General features: G+C 36.9%; 8 protein-coding genes. 4 read left to right on the top strand and 4 right to left on the bottom strand.

Translation table 11 applies throughout. The features are described 5' to 3' along the window. Positions 1–86: 86 nt before the first annotated feature. Complete coding sequence (locus tag H710_RS05060) at positions 87–1,307, bottom strand: tetracycline resistance MFS efflux pump (protein ID WP_041849741.1); 1,221 nt, start codon at positions 1,305–1,307, stop codon at positions 87–89. 1,001 nt (positions 1,308–2,308) lie between these two features. On the opposite strand from H710_RS05060, the gene carB reads away from it, so the two are divergent. From carB to H710_RS05075, 3 genes are all read left to right on the top strand, one after another. Then, a complete protein-coding gene (gene carB, locus H710_RS05065; RefSeq protein ID WP_041849742.1) occupies positions 2,309–5,794 on the top strand; it encodes a carbamoyl-phosphate synthase large subunit in 3,486 nt (1,161 codons plus the stop codon). A gap of 249 nt (positions 5,795–6,043) precedes the next feature. Then, entirely contained in the window at positions 6,044–6,253 is a 210-nt protein-coding gene (locus tag H710_RS05070) for a cold-shock protein (RefSeq protein WP_041849743.1), read from the top strand. 434 nt (positions 6,254–6,687) lie between these two features. After that, positions 6,688–7,890: a pyridoxal phosphate-dependent aminotransferase gene (locus tag H710_RS05075; RefSeq protein ID WP_041849744.1), complete on the top strand. Its 1,203-nt coding sequence runs from the start codon at positions 6,688–6,690 to the stop codon at positions 7,888–7,890. Positions 7,891–8,628: 738 nt separating this feature from the next. Here H710_RS05075 and H710_RS05080 read toward each other — a convergent pair. Together H710_RS05080 and trxB are read right to left on the bottom strand one after the other, a co-directional pair. After that, positions 8,629–9,534, bottom strand: a complete 906-nt coding sequence (locus H710_RS05080) for a LysR family transcriptional regulator (protein ID WP_041849814.1) — start codon at positions 9,532–9,534, stop codon at positions 8,629–8,631. 51 nt (positions 9,535–9,585) lie between these two features. Next, positions 9,586–10,539 (bottom strand): thioredoxin-disulfide reductase, encoded by a 954-nt coding sequence (gene trxB, locus H710_RS05085; RefSeq protein ID WP_041849745.1) that lies wholly within the window; start codon positions 10,537–10,539, stop codon positions 9,586–9,588. A gap of 304 nt (positions 10,540–10,843) precedes the next feature. Between trxB and H710_RS05090 the strand changes: the two genes are divergently transcribed. After that, positions 10,844–12,232 (top strand): TrkH family potassium uptake protein, encoded by a 1,389-nt coding sequence (locus tag H710_RS05090; RefSeq protein WP_041849746.1) that lies wholly within the window; start codon positions 10,844–10,846, stop codon positions 12,230–12,232. A gap of 206 nt (positions 12,233–12,438) precedes the next feature. On the opposite strand, the gene H710_RS05095 is transcribed toward H710_RS05090, so the two are convergent. Beyond that, a complete protein-coding gene (locus H710_RS05095) occupies positions 12,439–13,497 on the bottom strand; it encodes a glycosyltransferase family 4 protein (protein WP_041849747.1) in 1,059 nt (352 codons plus the stop codon). Between the last annotated feature and the right edge of the window lie 4 nt (positions 13,498–13,501).

Raw genomic sequence — 13,501 nt, forward strand, 5'->3', positions numbered from 1 at the left:
GCAATGATCTATTACTCTACACACAGAGCTCACGAGCTTCTTTTAAATTATCTTTGTAAAGTATTTTCATGCTTCACGTTAAAAGCTTACCTCACCCGTAAAGCAAAAACAAAAATTGCCACAAGAATCATAAAAAAACTACCAGCAAAAGGTGCACCAGAAAAATGAAATACAGCGTCTTCATATGTAAATTTTTCGAAGAGAAGTGTATAAAAAATAGGCCCAATGATTGAACTTAACGAGGTAATAGAAGTCATTGCGCCCTGTAATTCCCCTTGTGCATTCGCTGGCACTTGTGCTGCAGCAATAGAGCGCATAGGTGCATGAACGAGATATTCAAGCATTGTAAAAGAAAAAATAGCATAAACCATCCACCCTTGTATTGCAAAGGTATAACCAAGCATACCAGTCAATGCAAAAAAGAGCCCTACCATGGAAATATGCCAATCACTCCAACGCTTGGAAAAATAAGGTAATATAAGACCTATCACGATAATCTGTCCTGCTCCGAAAACACTATAAGACAACCCAATAGAAAATGAGCTCCAATCGTAGCGTTCTTTAGCAACAAATGCCCAAACACTTGGCCATACAGATTCCGCAAGCCAATAAAGAAAAAAAGCGAACAAAACCCAAAAAACCTTTGGATATTTTTTAAGTTGCAAGAGAGCACCTAGGGGATTAGCACGTCTAATGTCAAAACAACGTCTATTACGCATAGGAAGAGTTTCTGGCAGCATCACCCATGCAAAAATAAAATTAATGAATGAAAAACCAGCTGCAAAATAAAACGGAATACGTGGCCCAAATTGACCTAAAAAACCACCAATAAGGGAACCTAAAATGAATCCCAATCCAAATGCCATCCCTATTAAGCCAAAATTACGTGTGCGTGTCCGATCATCTGATATATCTGCCAAATAAGCCGAACAGACTGCAAAACTAGCACCACTTATCCCAGACAACAAACGCCCAATAAATAAAACAGAATAACTCCACGCTATAGCGCATATAAGATTATCAATAGCAAAACTAATGATAGAGATAAGTAAAATAGGGCGGCGACCATAACGATCAGAAAGATTGCCAATAAGTGGGGCAAATAAGAATTGCATCACTGCATAAGTTGCCAATAACACTCCTGCATTCACAGAAGCCTTGCTAATATCCTCTCCTGTCAACTGAGAGAGATACTCTGGTAAAATAGGACTGATAATTGCAATCCCAATAATATCCAATAACAAAGTGATAAAAACTAAAATAAGCCCAGAACGAACAAATTTTGGATTAAGTTCTTTATCTTTCATTCCCCCACACTCACTACTCTTTAAGCTTTACCTCATTCAAAGTAGCTCGCATAGTATAACGCACTTTTATATAAAACTACAAAAAATTTCAAAAAACTAAAAATAGTCCTGCAAGTTTTCATCTTACTAGATAATGAAAATTTAGGCCTTTTTCCACATTATACAGATAAATAATTAGCACGCTATTGAAAATCATATATTTCGTATACACTCTTAAGGCCTTATCATCATTTGATGATGATCCACATTCAGTCTCACTGAACTATCATCATTTTAAAAAATTTTTAACTGATTAAATCAGCTAAAAAACTCCTTCAGCGTACACCAAACACGTTATCGAATTAAATCGATCATCACAATCACCCCCCCCAGCTAACTGAATAATAACACATGTCGATAACAAAAACTTAAAGCTGTGTGCTTAACAGATACTGAATAAATAATAAACAAAAATATGTAATCGGCTAAATAAAAATTTTTAACTGAAATAATATTACAGTTTAGCAGAAATTTCTAATCTAAACCTCTTTGGTATAAAATATTTAGTCACCCTTTATGTAAGGCGTCACCCTTAATATAATTTTCATAGGGAACGAGAACACATGAAAATTATAATCTCAAGAATTTAAAATCATGAGTGTCAAAATCAGCAAACTGATTCCACCATACTGCATTAATAACCCTAGTTTATTCCATGAAGTTTCATGTCCATCAACAATGACCAGTATTTATCACCCACAGTAATTTTCAACATTTTTGAATTTGTGTACAATTTCCACCAGAGTATAATTATTTACTTTATCAAAAATGCATTTTTTCACTTAACACAGAAGTAATTCAAGACAAAAAAGACCTTAATTTTCAATTCTACGAAAAAAAGAATAAAAGAAGTATTTTATGGCTTACTTTCTTCGTTTATTAACCTATAAGCTAAATTTAGCCTTAAATTTCAAATTCTGCCTGCTGCAATTGTGCGCAGATGTTTGTGATAGGAACAAACCATGCCAAAACGTACAGATATAAAATCTATTCTTATTATCGGAGCAGGACCTATTGTTATTGGTCAAGCATGTGAATTTGACTATTCAGGAACTCAAGCCTGTAAAGCTTTAAAAGAAGAAGGGTATCGTATTATTTTGGTTAACTCTAATCCTGCAACCATTATGACCGATCCCAATTTAGCAGATGCTACTTATATTGAACCTATCACCCCAGAAGTTGTTGCCAAAATTATTGCTCATGAACGCCCTGATGCACTTTTACCAACCATGGGAGGACAAACAGCACTTAATACTGCTTTATCCCTAAAGCGTATGGGGGTTTTAAACCGCTATAACGTTGAAATGATTGGTGCTAATGCTGACTCTATTGATAAAGCTGAAGATCGCGCTTTATTTAGAGAAGCAATGGAGAAAATCGGTTTGGAAACACCGCGCTCTATGCTAGCCAACGCAACCGAACTCAAAGAAGAAGATCGCCGGATCCATGAACAAGCACGTGATAAACTGAAAACTGAACTTTCCGGTGATGCACTTGATCAAGCACTAGAAGAACTTGAATGTAATTGGCGCCAGACAGAATCTGAACGCAAACAACATTATATAGCACATGCAACTGCAAAGGCAGTGCAAGCCCTTGATATTGTTGGATTACCAGCCATTATCCGCCCTTCATTTACGCTTGGCGGTACAGGGGGCGGTATTGCTTACAATCGCTCTGAATTTTATGAAATTATTGAACGAGGCCTCGAAGCTTCACCAACAACAGAAGTTCTCATTGAAGAGAGTGTTATGGGATGGAAAGAATATGAAATGGAAGTTGTCCGTGATAAAGAAGACAATTGCATCATCATCTGTTCCATTGAAAATATTGATCCTATGGGTGTTCATACTGGTGATTCTATCACCGTTGCTCCTGCCCTTACTTTAACTGATAAAGAATATCAGATTATGCGCAACGCCTCAATCGCTGTGCTACGCGAAATTGGTATTGAAACTGGTGGATCTAATGTGCAATTTGCTGTTAATCCTGAAAATGGGCGTCTTATTGTTATCGAGATGAATCCGCGTGTTTCTCGTTCTTCAGCACTTGCTTCAAAAGCAACGGGTTTTCCAATCGCTAAAGTAGCCGCTAAACTAGCCGTTGGCTACACACTTGATGAACTGAAAAATGATATCACAGGTGGAACGACACCAGCATCGTTCGAACCTTCCATTGACTATATTGTTACCAAAATCCCTCGTTTTGCTTTTGAAAAATTTCCTGCTTCATCCTCTGCTTTAACTACGGCAATGAAATCTGTGGGAGAAGTCATGGCAGTTGGCCGTACTTTTCAAGAATCACTACAAAAAGCACTTCGTGGACTTGAAACAGGTCTTACCGGTCTTGATGAAATTTTGCTTCCCGAACATGCTGAAGGCGATGAAAAAAACTCCATCCGGTCAGCCATTGCAATTCCAAGCCCTGATCGCTTACGCTATATTGCACAAGCAATGCGGATGGGCTTACCTCTCAATGAAATTTACCAAATTAGCAAAGTTGATCCATGGTTTTTGGAACAAATAGCCTCTATCGTTAAAATGGAACAGCGTATTCAAACTCATGGGCTTCCCCAAGATGAAAATAACCTGCGCATGTTAAAATCTATGGGCTTTTCTGATGCACGTTTAGCTAACCTTACTGGACAAAAGCCAGATGATATTGCTGCTTTGCGTAAATCCCTTAATGTTACACACATTTTCAAACGTATTGATACATGTGCAGCTGAATTTTCTTCATCTACAGCTTATATGTATTCAACATATGAGCCTCCCTTCGCAGGGGTAAAACGCTCAGAAGCACAAGTTTCTCAGCGTAAAAAGATTGCTATTTTAGGTGGAGGTCCTAATCGCATTGGTCAGGGTATTGAATTTGATTATTGCTGCTGTCATGCCGCTTTTGCCTTGCGCGATGCAGGCTTTGAAGCCATCATGATTAACTGCAATCCTGAAACCGTATCGACCGATTATGATACATCTGATCGTCTTTATTTTGAACCTTTAACAGAAGAAGATGTTTTAGCTATTTTAGAAACAGAGCAGGAAAAAGGTGAGCTGGTTGGAGTTATTGTCCAATTTGGCGGACAAACGCCACTAAAACTAGCAAGCGCATTAGAAAAAAATAATATTCCCATTTTAGGAACGTCACCTGATGCTATTGATTTAGCAGAAGATAGAGATCGTTTTCAAAAATTATTATTCAAACTTAATTTAAAACAACCCAAAAACGGTATTGCTTACTCAATTGAACAAGCGCATCTCATTGCTCATGAACTAGACTTTCCACTTGTTGTACGCCCTTCCTATGTTTTAGGTGGACGTGCGATGCAAATTATCCGCGATGAGCGTAGCTTACAGAATTATTTTCTTGAAATAGTTCATGAATTAGTACCAGAGGATATTAAAGCCTATTACCCTAACGACAAAACAAAGCAAACCAACACATTGCTCAGCAAAAATCCACTTTTGTTTGATACCTATCTAACAGAAGCTATTGAAGTTGATGTTGATTGTCTAAGTGATAGCAAAGAAACACTCATCGTTGGTATTATGGAACATATTGAAGAAGCAGGTATCCATTCTGGTGACTCAGCTTGTTCCTTACCAGTACATACACTTTCACGCAAGTTGGTTACAGAGTTAGAACGTCAGACAAAAGCTTTAGCTCAAGCACTGCATATTTGTGGTCTTATGAATGTACAATATGCTATCAAGGATGAAACAATTTATGTCTTAGAAGTTAATCCCCGTGCTTCACGTACTATCCCATTTGTAGCAAAAGCTATTGGTCAACCAATAGCTAAAATTGCTGCACGTATTATGGCAGGAGAAAGTCTCCACCAAGCACTAGAAGCTTATGGTGGATTACCATCTGTATCGCAAAAATCACATATTGCTGTCAAAGAAGCAGTCTTTCCTTTTGCTCGTTTTCCAGGTGTAGATACATTACTTGGTCCTGAAATGCGTTCAACTGGTGAAGTCATGGGACTTGACTATGATTTTGCACTCGCTTTTGCTAAAGCACAACTTGGAGCTGGTATTGAACTCCCACAAGAAGGAACTGTGTTTGTTTCTGTTAGAGATGAAGATAAAAAGCGTCTTTTAAAGCCCATCCAACGTTTAAAAAAGCTTGGTTTTTCAATCTTAGCAACAAGTGGAACACAAAAATTTCTTATAGAACATGGCATTGAAGCCCAAAAAATCAATAAAGTGCTAGAAGGACATCCTCATATTGAAGATGCTATTCGTAATCGAAAAATCCAGTTAATTTTCAATACAACGAGCACCGCTAGCGCTATTTCAGATTCTAAATCATTACGCCATGCAGCATTAATGCAAAAAGTGCCCTATTATACAACAATGGCTGGAGCTGAAGCTGTAGTACAAGCGATTGAAGCACTCAAAATGAATAATCTTGAAGTGCGTCCTTTGCAACACTATTTTAGTTGATAGTTTTGCTATTAATTAAGATACCATTTTTTTGTTTTTTCGATAATCTTTTCTCTATATAGAACCGATTAAATCTTGCTTTTATCTAAAACTTCTCTATAATTACCCTGATCGGACTTTCGGTTATGCGACTTTTTTTCCTGTGCGACATGCACTTTTGACAAAACTTCTCCCGCCCAATTTCGATTTTAAATTGTATTGAAAGCTTTTAGCTTCAATACGCGATAGCTAATATATAAGGAGTTTCCTATGTCTACAGGAATAGTTAAATGGTTTAATGCAACAAAAGGTTTTGGATTCATCCAACCTAATGATGGTAGTGCGGATGTTTTCGTACATATCTCTGCTGTTGAGCGTTCTGGCTTGAACAACCTTAACGAAGGACAGAAAATTTCTTATGAAGTTCTTAAAGACCAGCGTTCAGGAAAATTTTCTGCGGGAAATCTGTCAGCTCTTTAAATTTTACTCATTTCATTTTTAAAAGCCTCGCCTATAAAAGCGAGGTTTTTGCTTTTTCAATTACAGTTTACCTTTGTAACAAAGAATCTTTCTGCTTTATCGGCAAAATAATAAGCAATTTTTGCAAAATTTAAATGAAAATACGATCTTCATTATAATCTGAAAAAATTATTGTTAACACTAAAGGTAAGAAAATCCTTATTAAGAGATTAATCGCAACTTTACATAAAGAAGATGAAATCATTATTCCATCTCTTTATAGTATTTTATAGTAGATGGGTATTTTTAGAAATACTCCCAAATATTCAAATAAAAGTTATAAAAATTACCATAAAATAAAATTTTCTAAGAGTTTTCTTGCAGTTTTTTATGACTTACGACATACTCTTCCATAATTACATTAACCTACTCTTATATCACATAAGGAAAAAATTATGGCTTTTATTGCCGATAAGCTTTCTCTCATTAAACCTTCTGCAACGATTGCTGTTGCCCAAAAAGCGCGTAATTTAATAGCCTTGGGCCGTAATATTACTTCTTTAAGTGCTGGAGAACCGGATTTTGATACACCAGATAATGTTAAGAATGCTGCTATTGAAGCCATTCGACGCGGTGAAACAAAATACACTCCTATATCTGGTATTCCAGAATTGCGCCAAGCTATTTCAGCAAAATTTAAACGAGAAAATAATCTTGACTACACACCAGACCAAATTATTGTCGGCACTGGTGGTAAACAAATTATTTTTAATGCATTAATGGCAACTTTAAATAAAGGGGATGAAGTCATCATTCCATCTCCTTATTGGGTTAGTTATCCTGAAATGGTGGTTATCAATGAAGGGACGCCTGTTTTTGTAGAGAGCAAAGCTGAGTTTTCTTATAAACTCCAACCGCAAGATCTGGAAGCCGCTATCACCCCAAAAACAAAATGGTTCATTTTTAATTCTCCTTCCAACCCATCCGGTGCTACGTATACACATAACGAATTAAAAAAGCTAACAGATGTTTTAATAAAATACCCTCATGTCCATATTCTCTCAGATGATATATATGAGCATTTAACATATGAAGACTTTACCTTTGTTACTCCAGCTCAAGTAGAACCAAGACTTTATGACCGGACTCTAACAATGAATGGTGTTTCTAAAGCTTATGCTATGACTGGTTGGAGAATTGGTTATGCAGGAGGTCCACAAAAATTAATTAAAGCCATGGATATAATTCAAGGTCAACAAACATCTGGCACAAGTTCTATTTCACAATGGGCAGCTGTTGAAGCACTCAATGGCCCACAGGATTTTGTTATTCAAAATAAAAAGATCTTCAAAACACGTCGCGATCTTGTTGTTTCTATGCTCAATCAGGCTCCGGGTCTTAGCTGCTCAACACCTGAAGGTGCTTTTTATGTTTACCCTTCTTGTGCAAATCTCATTGGTAAAAAAACTCCAACAAATAAAATTATTACCAACGATGAAGATTTCGTAACAGAGTTATTAGAAGTTGAATCTGTTGCTGTTGTTCATGGATCTGCCTTTGGACTTGGACCGGCATTTCGTATTTCTTATGCAACATCCGAAAAAATACTCGAAGAGGCTTGCTTACGTATTCAGCGTTTTTGTAACAATCTGCTCTAAAAAATCCTCAATCATCATTTTGGAATTTTAGTTTCTCCTAAGATGCCGATATTTATATCAATTGAATGAAGGGGATGAAGAGAACATAAATTTGTTCTAAAAACCTGATATAAAAGAGAATTGTATGAGATCATGTGATCATAGCCAACATCACAGTAATTTTTTTGAGAACCTTATTAAATTGGTGATGCACTTAAATTCGTGATGCACTGGCAATGCACACAAATGATACTCTCATATACATACTTCTGTTTGCTATTTTGGGCTTAAATATATTCCTGCAAAAGTAAAGATTTTTGGATTTATTGTTATCACATTAACTGAATAAAAAATAAGCAAAAGCCTACCAATCAAAGAGAACCTATAATTGCCCAATAGATAAATCCTCTGATAAAAAACTATTGGTATTACTGAATAGATTATAAAGCTGGCTATTCTATTCATTTAATCTGTAATATTTGGAAGTGTCTCATTTTCTCTTATAAAGACTTAATCTTAACCAACGTGGATATTGATAATTTTGTTATTTTTCATTGATTTTCATCAAGTCTCAATACTTAAAAAAATTGCCGAATATCCCTAAAACTTTATTTTTTTCTTTATTATTATCTACCATATTTCATTTTTTAAAAATCTTCGCAAAAACTAAAAAAGATCATAATAGAAAACTTAGGCAGGTCTCTTAAATAGCTACATGAATATTCTATATTTTTGTAAATAATTGGTTCACCCACTTCATTAAAAAGACCATTTGCGTGCTTTTAAAAAAATATAATCTCGAAAAACGTTCAGCTTTGCTGAATTTCTTAAAGCATCAGGATAACAAAAGAAAGTATCAAAGGAAGGGATATCAGTCATATCAGGAAAGAGTCGCACAAATTTTTCATCATTATTTACAATATAATCAGGAAGTACAGCGATACCAAGATTGCTCATCAGTGCATTTTTAATAGAAACAATATTATTAATTTGTAATACTGGAGTACGTAGAGAACCGTTACTTCTCCCTGCCCTTTCCAACCAATTCAGACCAGATAAATAAGGCGGAACCGTTTCACCGAATGAAATAATACGATGTACATCTAAATCAGACAATTTTTCTGGCTTGCCATAACGTACAATATAATCTTCTGAAGCATAAACATGCATATGAACTGTAAACAATTTTCTTTGGATAAGATCAGGCTGTTGAGGTTGATGTAATCGAACAGCACAGTCGGCATCACGCATAGTCAAATCAAGCGCTTTATCATCAAGTAAGATCTGAATCCGCATATCAGGGTAAAGGTTAAGGAATTCAGGTATACACTCCGCAACCCATTTTGCTCCCATTCCAAAGGTTGATGTAACACGTAAACGCCCTGCTGGCTTTTCGCGGCTTTCAGTTAACTGTGAGCGTGCATTTTCAAGTTTTATCAAAACATCATGAGCCGTGCGGTAAAGAATTTCACCCTGCTCTGTTAAAATTAAACCACGTGCATGACGCTGAAACAAAGGAGCACCGACATCCTGTTCTAAAGCTGCAATCTGTCTTGAGATTGCTGATTGAGATAAATGCAGTCTTTGAGCTGCATGCGTAAAAGATCCTGCCTCTGCTGCAGCATGAAAAACCCTTAACTTATCCCAATCTAATGGTGGCGCCACAATCTTTTCTCCATTTTTTGGCATTCATTAACAAGCGTCTCTGTAAAACCTCTATGTCTGCAAATCTAAAAATCTCTCTACCTCCAACGCTGCCATACATCCTCTCCCAGCTGCAGTTATAGCTTGACGAAATACATCATCTGCCACATCCCCTGCAGCAAAAACACCAGGAATACTCGTTGCTGTTGAATCTGGCTCTGTCCATAAATATCCTCCTGGTTTTTGTTTCAATTGCCCCTTAAACAAAGAAACAACAGGATCATGTCCAATAGCAATGAATATTCCTTCTGCATCTACCTTCAATTCTTGATTTGTTTTAACATTTTTAAGACGCACACCTGTCACAACAGAACCAGTTTGCGCATGAGTTTGCAAACCAACAATTTCTTCTACAACATGACCCCAAATGATGTGCACATTATTACATAAACGTAACCTATCTTGTAAAATTTTTTCTGCTGTAAAATGATCACGCCGATGAACCACAACCACTTTTTTAGCTAAGCGCGATAAATAAAGTGCTTCTTCAACGGCTCTATTTCCACCACCGACAACAATAACTTCCTTATCACGATAAAAAAAACCGTCACAGGTAGCACAGGCAGAAACACCACCCCCCATAAAAGTCTGCTCACTTTCTAAGCCAAGCCAGCGAGCTTGCGCTCCTGTTGCAATAACTAAAGCATCACAACAATATTGCGTTCCTGAATCTCCACACAAAATAAAAGGACGTCTTGATAAGTCAGCTTTTACAATACTGTCATAAATAATCTCTGTGCCAACATGTTGAGCTTGTTTTTCCATTTGTTCCATCAACCATGGTCCTTGAACAGGCTCAGCAAAACCTGGATAATTTTCAATATCCGTTGTAATTGTAAGCTGTCCTCCCTGCTGCAATCCCGTAATCAAAACCGGTTTAAGCATTGCTCTCGCCGCATAAATTGCCGCTGTGTAACCAGCTGGCCCTGAACCAATAATAAGAACACGAATATGCGGTCGTTCCATGAAATCCCTTTCTTTTTCGGGCATTTATACTTATAAATTGTGGTGATATGCATCCTTTTAAAATACTTTTTAAAAACATAGATTATGGTGTACTGATATTTTTTTCAAGCTTCGCTAAAAGGCCAATTGCTAATTCACCACAGCTTGCTTAGTATAAAAGTTAATTTTTTACTTTAGAAGCATTCAATATGTAAATTCTAATAAGCATAAAATTACAAACAAAAATAAAAAGAGATAGGAAACGATCATTCTTCAATTTGTTATTAATGTCTGCGCACGTTTTGCATTAATCATGGGAGTAACCATGATTCTGCCAGCTCTTATAGATTTGCGTGATGGCAGCCAAAATTGGACAGCTTTTCTTTACCCCTGTACTATAACCACCATGTTAGCAACGCTAATCCTTTTAGCAACCAGGGGAGCTACCTGCCGTTTTTCAGCACGGCTCGGCTTCACGCTGACTGCTTGTCTTTGGCTAACAGGAAGTATAGTAGGTGCTCTACCTCTTTATCTCTCTCCTCTTTCGCTTTCACTAGCAGAAGCAATTTTTGAATCTGTTTCTGGAATTACAACAACTGGCTCTACGGTTATTACTGGCCTTGATAATTTATCACGAAGTATCTTGTTATGGCGTTCTCTTATGTGCTGGATTGGAGGTATTGGCTTTATCGGCTTAGCCTTGCTCCTTTTGCCTTCACTGCGTGTTGGAGGAATACAGCTCTTTCATATGGAATCATCAGACAAATCTGAAAAAATATTGCCGCGTATCAACCAAATCGCCAATGGAATTATCATCGCATACGTTGGACTAACTCTCGCTTGCATCTTCTCCTATTTTGCTGCTGGTATGACTTTATTTGATGCTATAAATCACGCAATGACCACAATAGCAACAGCTGGATTTTCAACCCATGATGCCTCCTTTGGCTATTTTTCTAATAAACCAGCTATCTTGGTAGTCTCTACAATCTTTATGTTGCTTTCCGCCTTGCCTTTTGTGCTATATATTAAATTACTGTTTCCTAGCTCTTCAAAACGCTCTATCGATCCACAAATTATCGTTTTTCTTAATATTGTTTTCCTTTTTAGCTTTTCTCTAGCAGTATGGTTACGATTTAATGACCATCTCTCCTTTCATCAAATTTTTCTTGATGTCATTTTTCACCTTACATCAATCATCACCACAACCGGCTATAGTGCTCAAAACTATCAGCTTTGGGGCCCCTTCGCACTTGGTCTTTTCTTTATTCTTTCTTTTACAGGAGGATGTGCTGGTTCTACCTCTGGCGGTATAAAAATTAACCGCCTTATTATCCTTTGGCGTATTGCACAAACAAATATGGCAAAACTTCTCTCTCCTAATGCAGTTGTAAAAGTTCGCTACGACAATTCAAATATATCAAACGATCTTGCCCAATCAGTCTTACTTTTTGTCTGCCTTTACATGTTCTGCCTTCTTATCGGCACTGTACTGCTTCTCTTTACTGGACTTGATTTTATTTCTTCTTTTACAGGTGTTTTAACAGCACTTTCAAATATTGGTCCAGGTTTTGGAGATATTATTGGCCCTATTGGTAATTTTTCGACAATTAACGATAATGCCCTATGGATTTTGAGTTTTTTAATGCTGGCAGGCCGTCTTGAAATCATAACCATATTTATTCTTCTCACCCCTGCCTTTTGGAACGAATAATTTTAATATATTGAAGTTTAACTCTCATAGGGAAAAACTATATACCATACCTCGTCTTAGGTGCATTTACCACCAAAGATTAGATTCCTCTTTCACAAAGGTAAATACTAATTAAATAATTAAAGGCTTCTGAATAACTCTGAAAATTTATAAAATTCACTACCTACCATCTCATGATACCCTGTTTAACTCTACACAGGTCATTCTTAAAGCATTTTTGCAGCAAATATTTTTTCATAAACAGCACCAATTTCAGCTGCTTCTTTTTCTAAAGGAAAATGAGTACGAACGTGAGCTAGAGCTCTTTTCCCTGTTGCAAATGTTTTGTCTAAATCAGCAAAATAAGGTTCAATGGCTTCCGTGAAAACCAATGCGTTCAATTCTTTAACAACCGTCCCTGTTCCCTCTACAACCAATTTTTCATAAATACCTGCATCACTGGTTACTACAGCTGTTTGTGATGCCATTGCCTCCAAAGGTGTCAAACCAAAACCCTCTGTGCGTGAGGGTGCTACATAAAGTGACATACGACAATACCATAGAGGCGTATCCAATATTTCACCCAGCATAATAATGCGATCATTTAAGCCAGCAGCAGCAATCTTTCGATGTAATTCTTTTTCAAAATCACAGTGTTGCATTGTCGTACGACCAGCAATAATTGCTGTCCAATCAGGATAGCGTGGTAGTAATGCTAACATTGCATCTACAAACAGATCAGTACCCTTCAAATAGCGGATACGTCCAAAACATCCTACCGCATACTTACCTGGCAAACCAGTCGCTGAAAAATAATCAGCAGCAGTTTTTGGGGGTGAAAAATTTTCAAGATTTACTCCATGTTTGATAACTGTATAGGGAACATCTAGATAAGTTCCAACACGTGGACTAACGGCAATAACTTCATCCATGCGACGTATCAACCATCTTGTGGAAAATTTATGATGACGCTCAGAGGCGGATGTAAAGACGAGCCTAAGCTTCATGCGCAAAACATCCCGTAGAAAAACTCCAACCAGCATCTCTATATTACGCCGTGCATGCCATATACGAAATAATTTTCCTGCTGGACTTTTCCAAAGCCCGAAAATATCTCTTACACGAAGAGTGGGTAAACTTTTTGGTAAACCTACTCCAAAAGAGGATATCCGTATACCCTGTTTCCGTTGCAAAGGAATAAGCTGAATGACTGTCGACTTTACCCCTGATAAACGCTTTTTAAAGTGAGGAACAATAATATCAGTTTCTTCTAGAGATACATGCATGATA

Source organism: Bartonella bacilliformis Ver097 (assembly GCF_000709795.1).
GTDB classification, from domain to species: Bacteria; Pseudomonadota; Alphaproteobacteria; order Rhizobiales; family Rhizobiaceae; genus Bartonella; species Bartonella bacilliformis_A.

Coding starts and splice junctions, on each gene's coding strand:
- H710_RS05060 (WP_041849741.1), bottom strand. CDS start 1,307: ATGAAAGATAAAGAACTTAATCCAAAATTTGTTCGTTCTGGGCTTATT.
- carB (WP_041849742.1), top strand. CDS start 2,309: ATGCCAAAACGTACAGATATAAAATCTATTCTTATTATCGGAGCAGGA.
- H710_RS05070 (WP_041849743.1), top strand. CDS start 6,044: ATGTCTACAGGAATAGTTAAATGGTTTAATGCAACAAAAGGTTTTGGA.
- H710_RS05075 (WP_041849744.1), top strand. CDS start 6,688: ATGGCTTTTATTGCCGATAAGCTTTCTCTCATTAAACCTTCTGCAACG.
- trxB (WP_041849745.1), bottom strand. CDS start 10,539: ATGGAACGACCGCATATTCGTGTTCTTATTATTGGTTCAGGGCCAGCT.
- H710_RS05090 (WP_041849746.1), top strand. CDS start 10,844: ATGATTCTGCCAGCTCTTATAGATTTGCGTGATGGCAGCCAAAATTGG.
- H710_RS05095 (WP_041849747.1), bottom strand. CDS start 13,497: ATGCATGTATCTCTAGAAGAAACTGATATTATTGTTCCTCACTTTAAA.